Annotated in this window: 16 protein-coding genes and 1 tRNA gene; 9 read left to right on the top strand and 8 right to left on the bottom strand. The window is 61.4% G+C overall.

The window, feature by feature from the left end; genetic code table 11:
- Positions 1-7: 7 nt before the first annotated feature.
- Entirely contained in the window at positions 8-484 is a 477-nt protein-coding gene (ribH, locus tag KR52_RS02020; RefSeq protein ID WP_038551801.1) for a 6,7-dimethyl-8-ribityllumazine synthase, read from the top strand.
- Here ribH and KR52_RS02015 read toward each other — a convergent pair.
- From KR52_RS02015 to KR52_RS02005, 3 genes are all read right to left on the bottom strand, one after another.
- Entirely contained in the window at positions 481-3,360 is a 2,880-nt protein-coding gene (locus tag KR52_RS02015) for a glycosyltransferase family 2 protein (protein ID WP_156957557.1), read from the bottom strand. The genes ribH and KR52_RS02015 overlap by 4 nt on opposite strands.
- 61 nt (positions 3,361-3,421) lie before the next feature.
- Complete coding sequence (gene mutS / locus KR52_RS02010) at positions 3,422-6,127, bottom strand: DNA mismatch repair protein MutS (RefSeq protein ID WP_038551797.1); 2,706 nt, start codon at positions 6,125-6,127, stop codon at positions 3,422-3,424.
- A 52-nt stretch (positions 6,128-6,179) separates the two neighbouring features.
- Positions 6,180-6,635, bottom strand: a complete 456-nt coding sequence (locus KR52_RS02005; protein WP_038551795.1) for a GNAT family N-acetyltransferase — start codon at positions 6,633-6,635, stop codon at positions 6,180-6,182.
- 71 nt (positions 6,636-6,706) lie between these two features.
- Here KR52_RS02005 and uvrB point away from each other — a divergent pair, with 71 nt between their 5' ends.
- The 3 genes from uvrB (at position 6,707) to secA (ending at position 11,798) form a co-directional block, all read left to right on the top strand.
- Positions 6,707-8,746, top strand: a complete 2,040-nt coding sequence (uvrB, locus tag KR52_RS02000) for an excinuclease ABC subunit UvrB (RefSeq protein WP_038551792.1) — start codon at positions 6,707-6,709, stop codon at positions 8,744-8,746.
- A gap of 91 nt (positions 8,747-8,837) precedes the next feature.
- A tRNA-Gly gene (locus KR52_RS01995) sits at positions 8,838-8,909 on the top strand.
- A gap of 78 nt (positions 8,910-8,987) precedes the next feature.
- A complete protein-coding gene (gene secA, locus KR52_RS01990; RefSeq protein WP_038556724.1) occupies positions 8,988-11,798 on the top strand; it encodes a preprotein translocase subunit SecA in 2,811 nt (936 codons plus the stop codon).
- A gap of 223 nt (positions 11,799-12,021) precedes the next feature.
- Here secA and cysE read toward each other — a convergent pair whose 3' ends face one another.
- Positions 12,022-12,768, bottom strand: coding sequence for a serine O-acetyltransferase (cysE, locus tag KR52_RS01985; RefSeq protein WP_038551790.1), 747 nt, complete (start codon positions 12,766-12,768; stop codon positions 12,022-12,024).
- 10 nt (positions 12,769-12,778) lie between these two features.
- Positions 12,779-13,780 (bottom strand): GntR family transcriptional regulator, encoded by a 1,002-nt coding sequence (locus KR52_RS01980; protein ID WP_038556721.1) that lies wholly within the window; start codon positions 13,778-13,780, stop codon positions 12,779-12,781.
- A gap of 19 nt (positions 13,781-13,799) precedes the next feature.
- Here KR52_RS01980 and KR52_RS01975 point away from each other — a divergent pair, with 19 nt between their 5' ends.
- Positions 13,800-14,627 (top strand): dienelactone hydrolase family protein, encoded by an 828-nt coding sequence (locus KR52_RS01975; RefSeq protein WP_051834250.1) that lies wholly within the window; start codon positions 13,800-13,802, stop codon positions 14,625-14,627.
- Here KR52_RS01975 and infC read toward each other — a convergent pair.
- Together infC and miaA are read right to left on the bottom strand one after the other, a co-directional pair.
- Positions 14,624-15,277, bottom strand: a complete 654-nt coding sequence (gene infC / locus KR52_RS01970) for a translation initiation factor IF-3 (RefSeq protein WP_038551784.1) — start codon at positions 15,275-15,277, stop codon at positions 14,624-14,626. The two genes, KR52_RS01975 and infC, sit on opposite strands and share 4 nt — an antisense overlap.
- 57 nt (positions 15,278-15,334) lie before the next feature.
- Positions 15,335-16,234, bottom strand: a complete 900-nt coding sequence (miaA, locus tag KR52_RS01965) for a tRNA (adenosine(37)-N6)-dimethylallyltransferase MiaA (RefSeq protein ID WP_038556719.1) — start codon at positions 16,232-16,234, stop codon at positions 15,335-15,337.
- Positions 16,235-16,387: 153 nt separating this feature from the next.
- Between miaA and gyrB the strand changes: the two genes are divergently transcribed.
- Genes gyrB through KR52_RS01945 form a run of 4 tightly spaced genes read left to right on the top strand, consistent with a single transcriptional unit; the run spans position 16,388 to position 19,412 of the window.
- Positions 16,388-18,355 (top strand): DNA topoisomerase (ATP-hydrolyzing) subunit B, encoded by a 1,968-nt coding sequence (gyrB, locus tag KR52_RS01960; protein WP_038551782.1) that lies wholly within the window; start codon positions 16,388-16,390, stop codon positions 18,353-18,355.
- Positions 18,355-18,660 carry a hypothetical protein gene (locus KR52_RS01955; RefSeq protein ID WP_038551779.1) on the top strand — a complete coding sequence of 102 codons (306 nt, stop codon included), beginning with the start codon at positions 18,355-18,357 and terminating at the stop codon, positions 18,658-18,660. The genes gyrB and KR52_RS01955 overlap by 1 nt, the downstream gene beginning before the upstream one ends.
- Positions 18,641-19,021, top strand: coding sequence for a CrcB family protein (locus tag KR52_RS01950; RefSeq protein WP_038551777.1), 381 nt, complete (start codon positions 18,641-18,643; stop codon positions 19,019-19,021). The genes KR52_RS01955 and KR52_RS01950 overlap by 20 nt, the downstream gene beginning before the upstream one ends.
- On the top strand, positions 19,014-19,412 hold the full coding sequence (locus tag KR52_RS01945; protein ID WP_038551774.1) for a CrcB family protein: 399 nt from the start codon (positions 19,014-19,016) through the stop codon (positions 19,410-19,412). Before KR52_RS01950 ends, KR52_RS01945 begins: the two co-directional genes overlap by 8 nt.
- On the opposite strand, the gene KR52_RS01940 is transcribed toward KR52_RS01945, so the two are convergent.
- Positions 19,378-19,851: a glutathione peroxidase gene (locus KR52_RS01940; RefSeq protein ID WP_038556716.1), complete on the bottom strand. Its 474-nt coding sequence runs from the start codon at positions 19,849-19,851 to the stop codon at positions 19,378-19,380. The genes KR52_RS01945 and KR52_RS01940 overlap by 35 nt on opposite strands.
- Between the last annotated feature and the right edge of the window lie 31 nt (positions 19,852-19,882).

The following is a 19,882-nucleotide window of genomic DNA, read 5'->3' as shown; positions in this document are numbered from 1 at the left end:
CTCCACAATGGCCACGTTCGAAGGACGTTTTTCTGACGCAGCAGGGCTGCGCGTCGGCATCGTTGTGGCCCGCTTCAATGATCTGGTCACCGCCAAGCTGCTGAGCGGTTGTCTCGACTGCCTCAAGCGACACGGGGTGGATGTGTCGGAAACGAGTTCACAGCTTGATGTGGCCTGGGTACCGGGTTCGTTTGAACTGCCGATCGTGGCCCAGCAGATGGCCCGTTCCGGTCAGTATCAGGTGCTGATCACCCTTGGGGCGGTGATCCGTGGAGACACTCCCCACTTCGATGTGGTGGTGGCGGAGGCCAGCAAGGGCATAGCGGCTGTGGCCCGCGACACGGCTGTGCCGGTGATCTTCGGGGTGTTGACGACCGACACGATGCAGCAGGCGCTGGAGCGGGCGGGCATCAAGAGCAACCTGGGTTGGAGCTATGGCTTGGAGGCGTTGGAGATGGGCAGCCTCATGAAGACATTGCCCTAGGCAATCGGCTCAACGTCGCATTCACAGCAGCGGTGCTCGAGCATTTTCAGGAATCGTGTCCCCCTGAACGTGCGTTGCCAGACCGTTTGATGAGTTTTGATCATCTTGGGATTCATCGCTTTGATTGTCTCCTTGATCTGCTCCTCGTCAATTTGAGCTCTGGCTTCATGAATCAGTTCGTTGACACCGCAGCGATCGATGAAGGCTTCAAGGGAATTCAGGTAGGCCTGAGGCGGCCTGTGGGTGGGGCCGAGAAGGTTGGTTGCCAACTGCCGTGACTCCACGCCCTCCTCCCGCAGGAGATATCCAGTGCGGTTGGGTTTGAAAGGGTTTGCCAGCTCGTTCACATCCGGGTGGAGCAATTTGGCTGAGTACTCCAGTTCTGATCGGGTGTGGCGATGGATGACCCAGCTGGTGTTTGTTGTCTCGATGCAGGCCTGAATACCACTTTTGCTCAACCGTCTCAGCCCGTTAAGGGGCTCGTTGTCGATGGTGAGTGCGTTGATCTTTTGCCCGTCGCTGCTGGTGTGTTGGACTGTGGGTTCGGCCAGAACCGAGGGCACGTGTGCGCCGATGTCAGTCACGGCGGTGCCGTAGCGGAACAAGCTTTTGAATTTGTTGGTGAGTTCGAGGCGGGTGTTCGACAAATTCAAGGGGTTGTCGAACAGATTGCCGCCATGGCAGTGCAGCCAATTTGAGGAGATCACATCAGCTTCTGGTTGAGCAGCCAAGAACTCCTTGATCGTGGTTGTTAAGGGATAGGCGACCCAGGACTCATCCACATCCACCACCATGCAATGGGAGGATTGACTGATCTTGGATGCTTCGTCATAGAGCTTGCAGTAGGAACTGCGCTGCTGTCCTTGCTGATGCTCTTGGTCTGTATTGATCAGGTGAACCTGGGGATATTGCTTGGCAATTAATTCAATGATTGGTCCTGTTTGTCCGGAGGTGTCGTTGTTCAGTCCGATGAAAAGATTTCTAAATCCTTGGTAAATGTAGTGGTGAATAAATTCTGCTATGTAGGGCCCTTCGTTGGAAGCAACGGTGATCACATCGCAGCTGTTGGTTTCAATGCTGGCGCGATTCAAGAGGCGCGTTCTGGCGTTTAGATTGATCTCCAGTCGCCGGGAGATTTCGGCTTTCTCGATCTTGTATTGGTGCAAAATTCCTTCAAAGTTGCCAGCCTCCTTCTCGTTTAGATATTTAAATACTTTATGCAGAATCTTATTGAGATTGTCTTCATTGCCTTGGCAGTTTTGGTGTGCGAGGTCCAGTGCTGTGCGGATTTTTCCGCTGTAGTCTTCATGGGCGTAGGTGTAAATCAGTGAGGCTATTGCATCTTTGGAGTCCGGATTTAGTTTGAGCAATTTTGTGGCATAGATACGGCAGGTTTTACGTGTCTCTGGCTTCCGCAGAAGTTGGCTGATGATGCGTGATCGTTTTGGATTGCTCCTTGACTTCGCAACAGCTGCGGCAATTTTTGTGTTGAGGACCTTGTTTGCTTTTTTTGCTTTTTCTGCTCTGGCTTCATGAATCAGTTCGTTGACACCGCAGCGATCGATGAAGGCTTCAAGGGAATTCAGGTAGGCCTGAGGCGGCCTGTGGGTGGGGCCGAGAAGGTTGGTTGCCAACTGCCGTGACTCCACGCCCTCCTCCCGCAGGAGATATCCAGTGCGGTTGGGTTTGAAAGGGTTTGCCAGCTCGTTCACATCCGGGTGGAGCAATTTGGCTGAGTACTCCAGTTCTGATCGGGTGTGGCGATGGATGACCCAGCTGGTGTTTGTTGTCTCGATGCAGGCCTGAATACCACTTTTGCTCAACCGTCTCAGCCCGTTAAGGGGCTCGTTGTCGATGGTGAGTGCGTTGATCTTTTGCCCGTCGCTGCTGGTGTGTTGGACTGTGGGTTCGGCCAGAACCGAGGGCACGTGTGCGCCGATGTCAGTCACGGCGGTGCCGTAGCGGAACAAGCTTTTGAATTTGTTGGTGAGTTCGAGGCGGGTGTTCGACAAATTCAAGGGGTTGTCGAACAGATTGCCGCCATGGCAGTGCAGCCAATTTGAGGAGATCACATCAGCTTCTGGTTGAGCAGCCAAGAACTCCTTGATCGTGGTTGTTAAGGGATAGGCGACCCAGGACTCATCCACATCCACCACCATGCAATGGGAGGATTGACTGATCTTGGATGCTTCGTCATAGAGCTTGCAGTAGGAACTGCGCTGCTGTCCTTGCTGATGCTCTTGGTCTGTATTGATCAGGTGAACCTGGGGATATTGCTTGGCAATTAATTCAATGATTGGTCCTGTTTGTCCGGAGGTGTCGTTGTTCAGTCCGATGAAAAGATTTCTAAATCCTTGGTAAATGTAGTGGTGAATAAATTCTGCTATGTAGGGCCCTTCGTTGGAAGCAACGGTGATCACATCGCAGCTGTTGGTTTCAATGCTGGCGCGATTCAAGAGGCGCGTTCTGGCGTTTAGATTGATCTGCAGTCGCCGGGAGATTTCGGCTTTCTCGATCTTGTATTGGTGCAAAATTCCTTCAAAGTTGCCAGCCTCCTTCTCGTTTAGATATTTAAATACTTTATGCAGAATCTTATTGAGATTGTCTTCATTGCCTTGGCAGTTTTGGTGTGCGAGGTCCAGTGCTGTGCGGATTTTTTCGCTGTAGCTGCTGTTGGCGTAGGTGTAAATCAGTGAGGCTATTGCATCTTTGGAGTCCGGATTTAGTTTGAGCAATTTTGTGGCACAGATGCGGCAGGCTTTTCGTGTCTCTGGCTTCCGCAGGTGTCGGCTGAGGAGGCGTAATTGTTTTGGGCTGGTCTTGTATTCCGCAACGGCTGCGGCAATTTTTTTATTGAGTTCAGTCTTTGTGTCCATATGGCTTGCGTCTGTTCTGAGTGATTAAAGCCTGGGAGTGATGAGCTGATCGATTGAGTGATTAGGCCGCCAGTTGATCCAGCACCTGGCGGGCCCGTTTCACCACGGGCTTGGGAACACCGGCGAGTCGCGCCGCTTCGATGCCGTAGCTGCGGCTGGCGCCGCCGGCCTGCACCTGATGGAGGAAGACCAGATCCTCACCGGTTTCCTCCACCAGCACCTGGAAGTTGGCCACGTTGTCGCGTTCAGAGGCCAGGTTGTTCAGCTCGTGATAATGGGTGGCGAACACGGTGCGGCTGCCCAGGTCGCCGGCCAGGTGCTCGCTCACGGCCCAGGCGATCGAGAGGCCATCGAAGGTGGCGGTGCCACGCCCGATCTCATCGAGCAGCACCAGGGAACGATCGCTGGCGTGGTGCAGGATGTTGGCGGTTTCGGCCATCTCCACCATGAAGGTGGACTGGCCGGCGGCCAGATCATCCACGGCACCCACCCGGGTGAAGATCCGATCGGCGATGCCGACAGTCGCGGATCGTGCCGGCACCCAGCTGCCGATCTGGGCCATCAACTGGATCAGGCCGATCTGGCGTAGGTAGCAGCTCTTGCCACTCGCGTTGGGGCCCGTGAGCACCACCAGATCGGTGCCATCACCGAGCAGCACATCATTGGGGGTGAACGCAGTTTCCACCAACCGCTGCTCCACCACTGGATGGCGGCTGGCCTCCAGCTGCAGCCCCCGGCCGTCGGTGATGGTTGGTGCGCAGTAGCCACCGCTGGCGGCCACGTCGGCGAGGCCCGTGAGGGCATCGAGGGCCGCGACGGCGCGGGCAGCCTGGCGAATTGGTGCAGCCATGGCCCCCACCTCGTCCCGCAGCTGGCAGAACAGCTCGTATTCCCGTTGGCAAGCCCGGGCCCGCAGCTGGAAGATGCGCCCCTCTCGCTCTTTGAGCTCCGGAGTGATGAAGCGTTCCTCGTTGGCCAGGGTCTGGCGCCGGATCCAGTGGTCTGGAACGGCGGTGGCTTTGGCTTTGCTCACCGCCAGGAAATAGCCGAAGGTGCGGTGGTGCTGCAGCTTCAGGGTGCTGATGCCACTGCGTTGGCGCTCCTGTTGCTCCTGGTGGCTGAGCCAGGCGTCCTGATCGTCCAGCTGGTTCCGCAACCCATCCAGCAGCGGGTCGACGCCGTCATGGATCAGATCTCCCTCGGAGAGGGAGAGCGGTGGGGCCTCCACCAGCTTGTGGCGAATCGTTCGGGCCAGCTCGGCCAGGGCTGGATCGGGGCTGAGCAGTTGCTCCAGCCACTCCGGCCCCGAGCTGATCGCAGATTTCAGCCGCGCGGTGAGCTGGGGTAACCGTTCCAGGCCATCAGCGATAGCTACCAGATCACGGGCACCGGCGTGGCCCGCTCCGGCCCGGCCGGCCAGCCGCTCCAGGTCGCCCATCGGCCGCAGCAGCTGACGGATGGCCAGCCGCAGGCTGCGCTCCCCCACCAGGCTGCTCACCAGATCCTGGCGCTGCTGAATGGCTTGGCGGTCCATCAACGGTGCTTCCAGCCAGCGGCGCAGGCAACGGCCGCCCATGGCGGTGAGGGTGCGATCGATCGCCCAGAGCAGCGACCCCTGCAACTGGTTGTCGCGCTGGGTGGCGGTGAGCTCGAGGTTGCGGCGGGTCTGGGCATCCAGCACCAGGGCATCGCCGCGGTGCACGATCGCCGGCACCTCCAGGGGAATGCGGCTTTCTTCCTCCAGGGGTTGGGTGTCCTGCAGGTAGCGCAGCAGGCCGCCGAGGGCCTGCAGGGCCAAGGGCTGTTCCGGCAGGCCCAGGCCATCGAGGCTGCTGAGCCCGTAGTGCTGTTGCAGGGTGCGCTCCGCGTCCGCTGGGCTGAAGGGGGTGCTGGCCATCGGCGTCAGTCGCAACCGTTCCGGGCACCAGGCCGGCCGCTCAGCATCGAGGGCGGCGGCCCAGAGCAGTTCGGAGGCCTCCTGCTGGGCCAGTTGCTGGTGCAGGGCGCTGCTCTCCTCCCGCTGCATCACCTGCACCTCGCCGGTGCTCACATCAGCGCTGGCCAGGCCCCAGCGCAGCGGTTGTTTCCCCTCGGCCGGCTCCACCACCACCGCCGCCAGCCAGTTGTTCCGGCGGGCGCTGAGCATGCCCTCCTCCAGCACCGTGCCAGGGGTCAGCACCCGGGTGATGTCCCGCTTGAGCAGGGCGCCCTTGGTGGGAGTGGTTTCCAGTTGATCGCAGAGGGCCACGCTGTAGCCCTGCTTGATCAGTTCGGCGCAGTAGCGCTCAGCGGCGTGGTGGGGGATGCCCGCCATCGGCACCCGGCCGATCGCCTTGCCGCCCTCCTTGCCGGTGAGGGTGAGCTCCAGCACCCGGGAGAGCTCGATCGCGTCCTCGAAGAAGCACTCGAAGAAGTCGCCCAGGCGGTAGAGCAGCACCCGTTCGGGATGGGCCGCTTTGAGCTCCACGTAGTGGCGCAGCATCGGCGTGAGCTCCAGCGGATCCAGCTGGCTGTGGTGGGCCCAGGCCGGTTCGTCGCTGCTGGGTTCGGGATCGCTGGCCCCTGGGGTCTCAGCGCTGCTGTCAGTTGATGGGGCCTGGCGCTGGCGGGGCCGTGCGGCGGCATCGGCCCCGAGTTCGTCGTCGCTGAGGTCGTGGCTGGCCGCCTCAGGTTCGCTGCCGGGCGCAGCCGGCGTTGCTGGTTCGGGAGCGCCAAACAGATTGCCCTGCAGGGCGTCGTCAGGGGGCTGGGACGCGGACCGGGGCATCGGCTGATCTGACGGATCCGGATCGTACCGGGCTTAACAGAATTGAGATGCCTCAGCGGCGCAGCACCATCAATTGCTGGGGGTTCGCATCCTGGAAGCCCAGTTGCCGGTAGAAGCCCGCACTCTTGGTGGTCATCAGATACACCCGTTCCACGCCCACCACCGGCGGGGTGTGGAGAAGTTCTTCGATCACCCGGCGGCCCAGGCCATGGCCCTGCAGATCGCCGGCCACGACGATGTCCCAGAGCACAGCCCGGCTGAAGCCATCGGAGGTGGCCCGGCCGAAGCCCACCAGCCGCTTGCCCCGCCAGAGGCTCACCACGGCGTCGCTGCCGGCCAGCAATCGCCGCAGCTGGGAAAAGCTACGGCCGCGAGCCCAGAAGGCATGGCGATCGAACAGCCGTTGCAGCTTCAGCAGCGCCCTGCCGGGGCGCAGATCCGGCCCGAGGCCGAGCCAGCGCAAGCCTGGGGCACCGGGGGCATGGTGAACCAGCCGGATCGGGGTCACGGGTCGGGGAGCCGCAGCACTTCATCTTGCTCCCCGGCGATAATTGACAGCCGCCGTCTGGCCCCGCACCCATGCCTGCCTACGACCTCACGGCTCCTTATTCCCCCAAGGGCGACCAGCCGACCGCGATCAAGCAGCTGGTGGCGGGGGTGAACAGTGGCGAGCGCTATCAGACCCTGCTGGGGGCGACGGGGACGGGCAAGACGTTCACGATGGCCAACGTCATCGCCCAGACCGGCAGGCCGGCCTTGGTGCTGGCTCACAACAAAACCCTGGCGGCCCAGCTCTGCAACGAGTTGCGGGAGTTCTTCCCGGAGAACGCCGTTGAATACTTCATTTCCTATTACGACTACTACCAGCCGGAGGCTTACGTTCCGGTCAGCGACACCTACATCGCCAAGACGGCGTCGATCAACGAGGAGATCGACATGCTGCGTCACTCGGCGACGCGCTCATTGTTCGAACGGCGCGACGTGATCGTGGTGGCCTCGATCAGCTGCATCTACGGCCTGGGCATTCCGAGTGAATACCTCAAGGCGGCGGTGAAGTTCGAGGTGGGCGAGACCCTCAACATCAGGAGCCAGCTGCGGGAGCTGGTGAACAACCAGTACAGCCGCAACGACACCGAAATCGCCCGCGGTCGTTTCCGCATGAAGGGGGATGTGCTGGAGATCGGCCCCGCCTACGAAGACCGGCTGGTGCGGATCGAACTGTTCGGCGACGAGGTGGAGGCGATCCGCTATGTCGATCCCACCACCGGCGAGATCCTGCAAAGCATGGATGCGGTGAACATCTACCCGGCCAAGCACTTTGTGACGCCCAAAGACCGTCTGGATTCGGCGATCAGTGCCATCCGCTCAGAGCTGCGGGAGCGGCTGGATGTGCTCAACGGCGAAGGCAAGTTGCTGGAGGCCCAGCGGTTGGAGCAGCGCACCAAGTACGACCTGGAGATGCTGGGCCAGGTGGGCTACTGCAATGGGGTGGAGAACTACGCCCGCCATCTGGCCGGCCGCGAAGAGGGCACGCCGCCGGAGTGCCTGATTGATTATTTCCCGGACGACTGGCTGCTGATCGTGGATGAGAGCCACGTCACCTGCTCGCAGTTGCAGGCGATGTACAACGGCGACCAGGCCCGCAAGAAGGTGCTAATCGAGCATGGTTTCCGTTTGCCCAGTGCCGCCGACAATCGGCCGTTGAAGGGCGCCGAGTTCTGGGAGAAGGCACACCAGACGGTGTTCGTCTCAGCCACCCCGGGGGACTGGGAGATGGATGTGAGCGGCGGTGAGGTGGCTGAGCAGGTGATCCGCCCCACCGGGGTTCTTGATCCGGTGGTGGAGGTGCGGCCCACCACGGGCCAGGTGGACGATCTGCTCGGGGAGATCCGAGACCGGGCCAGCAAAAACCAGCGGGTCTTGGTGACCACCCTCACCAAGCGGATGGCGGAAGATCTCACCGACTATCTGGCGGAGAACGAGGTGCGGGTGCGTTATTTGCACTCGGAGATCCACTCGATCGAGCGGATCGAGATCATCCAAGACCTGCGGTTGGGGGAATACGACGTGCTGGTGGGGGTGAACCTGCTGCGGGAGGGTCTGGACCTGCCGGAGGTGAGCCTGGTGGCGATCCTCGATGCCGACAAGGAAGGCTTTCTGCGGGCCGAGCGCTCCCTGATCCAGACCATCGGCCGGGCCGCTCGCCACGTGGAGGGGGTGGCGCTGCTCTACGCCGACAACATGACCGATTCGATGGCCAAGGCCATCTCCGAAACGGAGCGGCGCCGCGCCATTCAGCAGACCTACAACGAGAAGCACGGCGTGGTGCCCACGGCGGCCGGCAAGAAGGCCAGCAATTCGATCCTCAATTTCCTGGAGTTGTCCCGGAAGTTGAAGCAGGATGGACCGGACGCGGATCTGGTGGAGGTGGTGGGCAAGGCCGCCAAGGCCTTGGAGAACGATCCCGATGCCGGCCTCGCGCTGGAGGCGCTGCCGGAATTGATCGATCAGCTCGAGGCCAAGATGAAGGAGGCGGCCAAGAAGCTCGATTTCGAAGAAGCCGCCAACCTGCGGGATCGGGTGAAGCAACTGCGGCAGAAGATGGCCGGCTCCCGTTGAAATCCACGGTGGCATCCGCTGGCAATTGACCTTTGGTCCCTCGGTAAGGCAGAGTCATCACGTCGTCAGGGACACGCCCGCGTCGACAACTGCGGATGTAGCTCAGTGGTAGAGCATCTCCTTGCCAAGGAGAGGGTCGAGAGTTCGAATCTCTTCATCCGCTTGATTCAGATCCCAGTCCAGAAGGGCCTTCTGCGAGTGAGCCTCCATTAGGCTGCACCCGATTCGGTTGCCGCTTTCCATGCTCAAGCTCCTGCTGGGTGATCCCAATGCCCGCAAGCTGAAGCGTTACCAGCCGATCGTTTCGGACATCCAGTTGCTCGAAGAGGAGATCGCTCCGCTCTCCGACGATGAGTTACGTGGCAAAACCGCTGCCTTCCAGGAGCGTTTGGCCAATGCCGGATCGCTGCAGAACCAGCGACCGATCCTTGACGAGATCCTTCCCGAAGCCTTCGCCGTCGTTCGCGAAGCCGGCAAGCGGGTGCTGGGGATGCGTCATTTCGATGTGCAGCTGATCGGAGGCATGGTGCTGCACGAGGGACAGATCGCCGAGATGAAAACAGGAGAAGGCAAAACCCTGGTGGCGACCCTTCCCAGCTATCTCAATGCCCTTACCGGAAGGGGCGTTCATGTGGTGACGGTGAACGATTACCTGGCACGCCGCGATGCCGAATGGATGGGTCAGGTGCATCGCTTTCTCGGTCTTTCCGTTGGTCTTATCCAGCAGGACATGCGTCCTGAGGAACGCCGGCGCAACTACAACTGCGACATCACTTACGCCACAAACTCAGAGCTGGGCTTCGACTATCTGCGCGACAACATGGCCGCAGACATCTCGGAGGTGGTGCAGCGGGAGTTCCAGTACTGCGTGATCGATGAGGTCGATTCGATCCTGATCGACGAAGCTCGAACGCCACTGATCATTTCCGGTCAGGTGGAACGTCCTCAGGAGAAATATCAGCAGGCGGCCGAGGTGGCCAATGCCCTGGCTCGCGCCGCTGAGTTGGGCAAAGACGGCATCGATCCTGAAGGTGACTACGAGGTGGATGAAAAGCAGCGCAGCTGCACCCTCACCGATGAAGGCTTCGCCAAGGCCGAACAGATGCTCGGGGTGGCGGATCTGTTCAACCCCCAAGACCCCTGGGCCCACTACATCACCAACGCCCTCAAGGCCAAGGAGCTGTTCGTGAAGGATGTGAACTACATCGTGCGCGATGGCGAGGCGGTGATCGTCGATGAGTTCACCGGCCGGGTGATGCCGGGCCGCCGTTGGAGTGACGGTCAGCACCAGGCCATCGAGGCCAAGGAGGCCCTTCCGATCCAACCGGAAACGCAGACCCTCGCTTCGATCACCTACCAGAACTTCTTCCTGCTGTATCCCCGTTTGGCCGGCATGACCGGTACGGCCAAAACAGAAGAGGTGGAGTTCGAGAAGACCTACAAACTCGAAACCACTATCGTCCCCACCAATCGGGTTCGGGCCCGCCAAGACTGGGCCGATCAGGTGTACAAAACCGAAGCCGCCAAGTGGCGGGCTGTGGCCAACGAAACAGCTGAGATCCACAAGAACGGCCGGCCGGTGCTGGTGGGCACCACCTCAGTGGAGAAAAGCGAGTTGCTGAGCTCGCTGTTAGCGGAGCAGGAGATCCCCCACAACCTGCTGAACGCCAAGCCTGAGAACGTGGAGCGCGAATCGGAGATCGTGGCTCAGGCCGGTCGTGCCGGAGCCGTGACCATCGCCACCAACATGGCGGGCCGGGGCACCGACATCATCCTTGGCGGCAACAGCGACTACATGGCTCGCCTGAAGTTGCGGGAGGTGTTGCTGGGCCGTCTGGTGAAGCCGGAGGACGACCACAAGCCGCCGGTGCCGATGCAGCGCAGTACTGCTGGTGGATTCGCTGATGCAGCGGCGCCATCGCTTCCCCGCGCTGGTGAGAGCCTCTATCCCTGTTCTCTCACTGACGATGCCGATCAAGCCCTCGGCCAGCTGGCCCGCGATCTGGTCAAGGCTTGGGGTGACCGGGCCCTCACTGTGATTGAGCTGGAGGAGCGCATCGCCACTGCTGCTGAGAAAGCCCCCACCGATGACCCTCAGATTCAGGCCCTGCGTGAGGCGATCGCCCGGGTGAAGGGCGAATACGACGCGGTGGTGAAGCAGGAGGAAAGCCGAGTTCGCGAGGCCGGTGGCTTGCATGTGATCGGCACCGAACGGCATGAGTCCCGCCGGGTGGACAACCAGCTTCGGGGCCGGGCGGGTCGCCAGGGCGATCCTGGATCCACCCGCTTTTTCCTCTCGTTGGGAGACAACCTGCTGCGGATCTTCGGGGGTGACCGCGTTGCCGGTCTGATGAATGCCTTCCGTGTGGAGGAAGACATGCCGATTGAATCCGGCATGCTCACCCGATCGCTGGAGGGGGCTCAGAAGAAGGTGGAAACCTATTACTACGACATCCGCAAACAGGTGTTCGAGTACGACGAGGTCATGAACAATCAGCGACGTGCGGTGTATTCCGAGCGGCGGCGTGTGTTGGATGGACGAGCGCTCAAAAAACAGGTGATTGGTTATGGCGAGCGCACGATGGGAGAGATCGTTGAGGCTTATGTGAATCCCGACCTACCGCCCGAGGAATGGGATCTCGACCAGCTGGTGGGCAAGGTGAAGGAGTTCATCTACTTGCTGGAAGACCTCACCCCTGATCAGCTGCAGGGTCTCGGCATGGAGGAACTCAAGGCCTTCTTGCAGGAGCAACTGCGCAACGCCTACGACCTGAAGGAGGGACAGATCGAACAGCAACGCCCGGGGCTGATGCGGGAGGCCGAGCGCTTCTTCATCCTTCAGCAGATCGATACCCTCTGGCGCGAACATCTTCAGGCCATGGATGCCCTGCGTGAATCGGTGGGCCTACGTGGTTACGGCCAGAAGGATCCTTTGATCGAATACAAGAACGAGGGATACGACATGTTCCTGGAGATGATGACGAACATGCGCCGGAATGTGATTTATTCCATGTTCATGTTTCAGCCGGCGAGCCCTCAAGGGCAGTCTTGATTCAAGAGAGATTGGATGTGTGAATGGAGTGATTTACGCTCCAGTGGTGCCGACAAGCTGTTGACCATTGTGAAATTAAAAGTTTCACCTTTTCAGTAATATTAAATTAGCGTTTGCTGTCGTTCGCCAGGCTGCTACTGGTTTCTGGCGCTCACTCTTTGTGTTTGATGGTTTGTTTTGGGTGGTGATTTTTAAGGTTTGATCGTGGAGGTTCAACGCCCGATCATCCGTTGTTGTCGCCTAAAAATTCCAGGATTTCGCGGTCCTTGAGGTTTTGGGCTTCGCCGCGGCACACCTCCCGCAGCGCTCGGCCCTCCGCCACCTCCCGCAGGCAGCGTTGCAGGTTCCCCACGCTGTTCTCCAGTTCATCGATTCTCTCCATCAGGTTGCGGATCACGTTTGCTTCTGCATCCGGCAGAGCTGAGTGAGCTAGGGGGTTGATTCGTACACCGCTCTGGTGGATTACGCGCCCAGGAATGCCCACCACCGTGCAGTCGCTCTCCACATCCCGGACCACCACCGATCCAGCACCGATGCGGGTGTTGGTGCCGATCGTGATCGCCCCCAACACCTTGGCACCTGCTCCCACCACAACGTTTTCGGCCAGTGTGGGGTGGCGTTTGCCGTGTTCCTTGCCCGTGCCCCCCAGGGTCACCCCTTGGTAAAGCAGGCAGCGGGCACCGATTTCGGCGGTTTCGCCGATCACCACGCCCATGCCGTGGTCGATGAACACGCTGGGGCCGATGCGGGCGCCGGGGTGGATTTCAATGCCGGTGAGGGAACGGCCGAGCTGGCTGAGGCAACGGGCGGCCAGCTTCAGGGGCAGACGGCAGGTCCAGAGGCGATGGCTGATCCGGTGCAGGCTGATCGCCTGGAAGCCGGGATAACAAAACAGGATCTCCAGCCAGCCACGAGCAGCCGGATCGCGCTCGCGGATGATCGCGAGGTCGGCACGGATGTGATCAAACATCGCAGGGGGTTCAGCTGGCGGCGGCCGGGATCTGCAGGCCGATCTCCTTGCGGAGCAGGTCGATCGTATCGGTGCTGAGGTAGCTCTCGGCGCAATGCACCTGCGGCATCCGCATCAGCTGTGAGCGGTTCTGGCGCAGGCTCTGCTCCACCAGGGGCAGGCTGGGGCGATCGCAGAGCACGTGGCTGGAGGCCCGCAGCAGGGCCAGCAGGCGGCTGCCCACATCCGGTGTGGCGGTCATCAGCAGCAACTCGTTGCCGCGCATCGAGTGCAAAATCACTTCGGCGGCTCGCAGGATGCCGGGGCTGATGCTCACCAGGCCCACGCAGCTTCCGGGGCGCAGCTCCTTGAGCATGGCCAGCTCCTGGCGGAAGTCGTTGAGGTCAACGGCCACCGCGCGAACGCTGTGTTTTTTGGCCAGCTCCTCCACCGGTTGGAGGAAATAGCGGCTGGTGACCACCGTTCCGTTGCTGGAGTTCTCCAGAACGCTCTCCAGTTCCTCCATCGGCACTACTTCCACGGGGACGTCGAGGCAGGGTTCAAGTTCCTCGGCAATCAGCATCGAGGCGCCGATGTCTTCCCGTGGCGTGCTCACCAGCACGCGGGCGCCGCAGCGCAGGCGCCAGTCGATCTCCCGGGTCAGCAGTTCCCGGGTCTGCTGAAGAGTGCAGCCTGCATTCAGGAGGCCATCCACGCATTTGCGCACTTCTCGGTCGAGATCGGTGACACCGCGATTGCGGATGTGCGGTGGTGTTTTGATTTCCCGTGGTTTCTGCTGGTCGCGCACGTAGATGCCGGAGCCGGCCATGGCCTCCACAACGCCATCGGTTTCCAATTGGCGGTAGACCTTGCTGATCGTGTTGCGGTGCAATCCGGTCTGCATTGCCAGCTGGCGGGTGCTGGGCAAGCGATGGCCCGGCGGGTAATGCCTCGCAGCGATGGCGAAACAGATCTGGTTGTAGAGCTGCGTCGATGCCGGAATGTCGCTTTCCTGTTGGATATGGAATCGCACGCCGGTGGGACAGGTCGGAATGCGGCCACCATACGGAGCGAATTGCTTGGTGACAATTGGGGCTGTGTCCTGTGGACCTGTGACAATTTCCAACTCCCCGTCATCCCGTTGGATTCGGCTCGCCAATGGGGCCGTACCACTGCGCTGCTGGTGGGCGGAGCTGGACCCAAGTGTGAACGTTATTGGGTCGAAATCGTCTCAAAATCGAGTCTATATCGTGCTGCCTGAGGTCTTCGGCGTGAACGCCTGGGTGCGCGGCGTGGCGGGGCGTCTGGCCGCCCAGGGTTATCCGGCCCTCGCTGTCCCCTTGTTTGCCCGCACGGCGCCTGATTTGGAGTTGGCCTATGAACCGTCCGATCTGGCCCATGGTCGACGCCACAAGGACGCCACAACCACTGATCAAATCCTCGGTGATGTTGCTGCGGCGTTGGCCTGGCTGCGCGGCCGTCACCCGCAAGCAGAAATCCATGTGGTGGGCTTTTGCTTCGGGGGGCACGCCGCCTTTCTGGCGGCCACCCTGCCTGGCGTGACGGCCGCTTTTGATTTCTATGGCGCGGGCATCAGCCGGATGCGGCCTGGCGGTGGTGCGCCTTCCCTGGCTCTGTTGCCCGAGATCCAGGCACGCCTCACCTGCGTGTTCGGAACAGCAGATCCCCTGATCCCTGCAGAAGATCGTGCAGCGATTCAGGCAGCCCTGCACAAGGCCGATCCCGCTGGCGAACGCTTGCGCTGTGTGACCTATGACGGCGCCGACCACGGCTTCATGTGCGAAGCACGCAGCAGTTTTGATCCCCAGGCCTCAGCCCAGGGCTGGAACGTGCTCCTTGGTGGCGACCCTGAGATTTAGCCCTGGGGGTTGCTCACCTTGGCGGCCGTTGGCCGTGGGGGTGCCGGAATTGTGCGTACGGCCTTATTGGCGGCTTGTTCTTTTTCTTCCTTCTTCACCAGCGGCGTTTTGCGGGGGGTGAGGAACATGATCATGTTGCGGCCTTCCCGTTTGGGCGCCTGCTGGATTTCGGCCTTTTCCTCCAGATCTTTGGCCATGCGCCGCAGCAGGGTCTCCGCCAGAGCGGTGTGCTGAATTTCCCTGCCTCGGAAGATCACGGTGCACTTCACCTTGTCTCCGGCCTTGAGGAAGCGCTGGGCCTGACCGATGCGCACGTCGTAGTCATGCTGATCGATCTTGTAGCGCATCTTGACCTCCTTGACTTCGGTCTGGTGCGACTTCTTCTTGGCCTCTTTGGCTTTCTTTTCTTGCTCGAACTTGAACTTGCCGTAGTCCATGATCCGGCAGACCGGCGGGTCAGCCTTTTCGCTCACCAACACCAGATCCAATTCCCGGTCGCGGGCCACATCCAGGGCTTCGTCCCGGCTGATCACGCCCAGCTGAGCGCCGTCTGAGTCGACTACCCGCAACTGGGGGTAATTGATCCTGTCGTTGATGTTGGGCAGCTCCCGAACCGGGGCACGACGGTCAAAACGGGGACGTGGGGGCATTCAGGTGGTGACAGGGACAGGAGCAGACAACTTCGATGAATACAACGTCTGCATTCTTCACCTTAGATGCTGCTGGATCAACGTCATCGCATCTGTCACTGTTGCCTGGTCCGGCAGCCAGTTGGGGTTGTGTTGACGTCGGAACCAGGTGCGTTGGCGTTTGGCGAACTGGCGGGTGCGTTGGCTGGTGATCCGCACCGCTTCAGAGGTGCTCAGGCTGCCAGTGATCACTTGCAATGCTTCGCCGTAGCCGATGGTCTGCAGCAGGGGTAGATCAGCGCCGTAGCGATCGCTCAGGTGTCGGGTCTCGTTCACCAGCCCTTCTGTGTAAAGCTGCTCGCTGCGTTGCTGGATCCGCTGGCGCAGATTGGCGGGATTGAGGCCCAGCTCCAGCACCCGCCAGGGCGGAGGGGTGGCCGTGGCCTGGCGGCTCATCGGTTGCCCGGAGGCGTAGAGCACTTCTAGGGCCCGCTGGGTGCGCACAGCATCGGCGGGGGCGATCTTGGCGGCGGCCTCGGGGTCTGCGGCCTGCAGCAGTGGATGGCAGATGTCCTGGCCCAGGGCCGTCAGTTGCTGGCGCAGCTGCGGCTGGGGGGGCACCGCCGGAGGCTGCAGGCCGCTGGTGAGTGCTTTGAGATACAGCCCGCTACCGCCCACTAGCAGGGCGATGCCCCGTTGCTCCAGTTCACGGTTGATGCAGGGATTGGCCGCTGCCTGGAACTCCTGCAGCGTGATTGGCTGGTCCGGTGCACGCAGATCGAGCAGATGGTGCTGCACCCGCGCTTGCTGCTCCGCCGTCGGCTTGGCGGTTCCGATGTCCATCTCCCGATAGAGCTGGCGGGAATCCACGTTGATTACCGGCAGATCCAGCCGTTCAGCGATCTCCAGAGCCAGGGCCGTCTTGCCGCTGGCGGTGGGCCCGAGCAGAGTGATCACCAGGGGGTTGGAGCTGTTCAAAGGGGTGAGGGGGGTGCAGCCCGGCTTGGAATGGGCGCTGAGAGGCCTCTGCAAGCCTCTATAGACAGCCGGTGGTAGATTGACATTGTCAGGTCGAGGTTTAGAGCCGTTGCGCCCGCCCATGACCCGGTTTCCTGGCTTGAGACTTTCTGAATGAGCGACGCTTCCAAGGTCCAGAACGCCTACGGCGCTGAGCAGATTCAGGTGCTGGAAGGGCTTGAGCCCGTTCGCAAGCGCCCCGGCATGTACATCGGCTCCACCGGGCCGCGGGGCTTGCACCATCTGGTGTACGAGGTCGTTGACAACTCGGTTGATGAGGCCCTGGCTGGCCATTGCGATCGGATCGTGGTGGTGCTCGGCGAAGACGGCTCCGCCTCGGTGAGCGATAACGGTCGCGGCATTCCCACGGATGTGCACCCCCGCACCGGCAAGAGCGCCCTGGAGACGGTGCTCACCGTGCTGCATGCGGGCGGCAAATTCGGCGCCGGGGGGTACAAGGTCTCCGGCGGTCTGCACGGCGTCGGCGTGTCCGTGGTGAATGCGCTGAGCGAATGGGTGCAGGTGACGGTGCGCCGTCAGGGTCAGATCCATCGCCAGCGCTTTGAGCGTGGTGCGGCCATCGGGGCGCTCGCCTCGGAGTCGCAACCTTCAGAGGAGTCCGGTGAAACCGGCACCACCGTCTGCTTCAAGCCCGACCTCGACATTTTCACCGGCGGCATCGTTTTTGATTACGCCACCCTCTCGGCCCGTCTAAGGGAACTGGCCTACCTCAATGGCGGCGTGCGGATCGTGTTCCGCGATGAGCGGGAGTCGGCCAGGGATGAGGAGGGTCAGCCCCATGAGGAGACTTACTTCTACGAAGGTGGCATCAAGGAATACGTCTCCTACATGAACAAGGAGAAGGACGCCCTTCATCCCGACATCATCTATGTCAATTCGGAGAAGGATGGCGTTCAGGTGGAGGCGGCCCTGCAGTGGTGTTCCGATGCCTACTCCGACAGCATCCTTGGCTTCGCCAACAACATCCGCACCGTGGATGGCGGCACGCACATTGAAGGCCTGAAGACGGTGCTCACCCGCACCCTCAATGCCTTTGCCAAGAAGCTGGGAAAACGCAAGGAATCTGATTCCAACCTGGCGGGGGAAAACATCCGTGAGGGCCTGACGGCGGTGCTTTCGGTGAAGGTGCCGGAACCGGAATTCGAAGGTCAGACGAAGACCAAGCTCGGCAACACCGAGGTTCGGGGCATCGTCGACAACCTGGTGGGTGAAGCCCTCAGCCAGTTCCTTGAGTTCAATCCCTCCGTGATCGGTCTGATCCTGGAGAAGGCGATCCAGGCCTTCAATGCGGCGGAAGCCGCTCGCCGGGCCCGCGAACTGGTGCGGCGCAAGAGCGTGCTGGAGAGCTCAACCCTGCCTGGAAAACTGGCCGACTGCAGCTCCCGCGACCCCGGCGAATCCGAGATTTACATCGTGGAGGGCGATTCTGCTGGTGGCTCTGCCAAGCAGGGCCGTGACCGGCGCTTCCAGGCGATCCTGCCGCTGCGGGGCAAGATCCTCAACATCGAGAAAACCGACGACGCCAAGATCTACAAGAACACCGAGATCCAGGCGCTGATCACCGCCCTGGGCCTGGGGATCAAGGGCGAAGACTTCGACGTCAAGAACCTCCGCTACCACCGCGTCGTGATCATGACCGATGCGGATGTGGACGGCGCCCACATCCGCACCCTGCTGCTCACCTTCTTCTACCGCTACCAGAAGGAGCTGGTGGAGGGCGGCTACATCTACATCGCCTGTCCGCCGCTCTACAAAGTGGAGCGCGGCAAGAACCATACCTATTGCTACAACGAGGGCGATCTGCAGAAGACCCTGGAGGGCTTCGGCGAGAAGGCCAACTACACGATCCAGCGCTTCAAGGGCCTTGGCGAAATGATGCCCAAGCAGCTCTGGGAAACCACCATGGATCCCACCACGCGCACGATGAAGCGTGTGGAGATCGAGGATGCCCTCGAGGCCGATCGCATCTTCACGATCCTGATGGGCGACAAGGTGGCGCCCCGTCGCGAATTCATCGAAACCCACAGCGCCGAGCTGGACATGGCAGCCCTCGACATTTGATGGGGCCTGTTCTGCGCTGGAGTTGGCTGCTGGGGGTGGCCCTGATGGCCCCGGCGGCTTTGCCCGCTGGAGGTGCGGATCGGCGTCAACCGCAGCCCCGGCGTCGTGCGGCCTCCGGGCCGCTGCACATCAGCTCCGATCAGCCTTTGCGGCTCAGCCCCCTGGCGGTGGCCCCCAGGCTGGGCACCCTCAAGGCGGGATCCTCCCTGCGACTGCTGCGGCGTTGGTCCGCCGCCGATGGCCAGGACTGGCTGCACGTGCAAACCCTTTCCGGAGATCAACGCCGTGGCTGGCTCCGCGTCTGATGCCCTGTTGGTTGGTCTCGGGGCGATCCCCGGAGCCTGGCTGCGCTTGAAGGTGGTGAACCACTTTCAGCCGATGGTGCCGAAGAAGCACTGGGGCACGTTTCTGGTGAATGTGGTGGCCTGTTTCGCCCTGGGGTTGGTGCTGGCCCTCAACGAAACCTGCACCGCCAGCACGGGAATTGCCTTGCTGATGGGAGTGGGTTTTTTCGGCAGCCTCAGCACCTTTTCCACCTTTGCTGTGGAACTCCTCAATGAGCTGCGGGCCGGTCAGGCGCTGACCGCCCTGGTCTTGGCGGTGGCTTCGATTGGGGCCGGCTTGCTGGCCTCGGCCGTTGGTTACGGATTGGGGACCCATGCCTGAAACGAAACCGAGCCTGCAACTGGAACTGCAGGAGCTGCTTCTCGTGGGGCTGGGCGCCGTGCCCGGAGCGCTCCTGCGCTGGCAGGTGGTTCATCGTCTGGGAGATCAGAACCTGCTGGTCAACGTTCTGGGGGCTGCCCTGTTGGGCTTGCTGGCCGGGCTTCCCGCCGCACCGCGGCGGCAGTTGCTGCTGGGCATTGGCTTCTGTGGCTCGCTCACCACCTTCAGCAGCTGGATGCTGGCGGCCATGAAGCACCTGAGTTCCGGAGATTGGGCTGCCGCCTTGGGCTTGATCGGGCTGACCCTCGGGCTGGGGCTGGGTGCCGCAGCCCTTGGGTTCAGCCTGGGGCGACGGCTCAATCCGCCAGGGCCGCCTCAATCGCCGACTTGAGGTCTTCCGGTGTGACGCCACTCTTGAAGCGGGCGATCACGGTGCCGTCCTTGCCCACGAGGAATTTCTCGAAGTTCCACTCCACATCACCGGCGGGATCCATTTGATTGAGGGTGGTGTAAGGCTCGGTGGTGCTGCCCTTGGCGTGCACCTTCTCGAAGAGTTCGAAGTCGGCGCCGTAGGTGGTGGAGCAGAAGCTCTTGATCTCGTCGAGGCTGCCGGGCTCCTGGGCGCCGAAGTCGTTGCAGGGGAAACCCAGAACGGCCAGGCCCTTGGCGGCGTAGGCCTCGTTCAGGGCCTGGAGGCCGGCGTATTGTTTGGTAAAGCCACAGCGGCTGGCCACGTTCACGATCAGCAGCACCTTGCCGGCGTAGTCGCCCAGGGATTTGCTGCTGCCGTCGGGGGTGGTGACGGAGACGGAACTGACGCTGATCGCCATGGTGGAACAGGGATAGAGCGCAGAGGTTAAC

The sequence above is a fragment of the Synechococcus sp. KORDI-52 genome (assembly GCF_000737595.1).
GTDB lineage: Bacteria > Cyanobacteriota > Cyanobacteriia > PCC-6307 > Cyanobiaceae > Parasynechococcus.
Note: the sequence above shows the minus strand (reverse complement) of the source record. Positions and strands in the feature narration are given on the sequence as shown.

Coding starts and splice junctions, on each gene's coding strand:
- KR52_RS01940 (WP_038556716.1), bottom strand. CDS start 19,851: ATGGCGATCAGCGTCAGTTCCGTCTCCGTCACCACCCCCGACGGCAGC.
- KR52_RS02015 (WP_156957557.1), bottom strand. CDS start 3,360: ATGGACACAAAGACTGAACTCAATAAAAAAATTGCCGCAGCCGTTGCG.
- cysE (WP_038551790.1), bottom strand. CDS start 12,768: ATGTTTGATCACATCCGTGCCGACCTCGCGATCATCCGCGAGCGCGAT.
- gyrB (WP_038551782.1), top strand. CDS start 16,388: ATGAGCGACGCTTCCAAGGTCCAGAACGCCTACGGCGCTGAGCAGATT.
- KR52_RS01975 (WP_051834250.1), top strand. CDS start 13,800: ATGCGGCCACCATACGGAGCGAATTGCTTGGTGACAATTGGGGCTGTG.
- secA (WP_038556724.1), top strand. CDS start 8,988: ATGCTCAAGCTCCTGCTGGGTGATCCCAATGCCCGCAAGCTGAAGCGT.
- ribH (WP_038551801.1), top strand. CDS start 8: ATGGCCACGTTCGAAGGACGTTTTTCTGACGCAGCAGGGCTGCGCGTC.
- infC (WP_038551784.1), bottom strand. CDS start 15,277: ATGCCCCCACGTCCCCGTTTTGACCGTCGTGCCCCGGTTCGGGAGCTG.
- KR52_RS01945 (WP_038551774.1), top strand. CDS start 19,014: ATGCCTGAAACGAAACCGAGCCTGCAACTGGAACTGCAGGAGCTGCTT.
- uvrB (WP_038551792.1), top strand. CDS start 6,707: ATGCCTGCCTACGACCTCACGGCTCCTTATTCCCCCAAGGGCGACCAG.
- mutS (WP_038551797.1), bottom strand. CDS start 6,127: ATGCCCCGGTCCGCGTCCCAGCCCCCTGACGACGCCCTGCAGGGCAAT.
- KR52_RS01955 (WP_038551779.1), top strand. CDS start 18,355: ATGGGGCCTGTTCTGCGCTGGAGTTGGCTGCTGGGGGTGGCCCTGATG.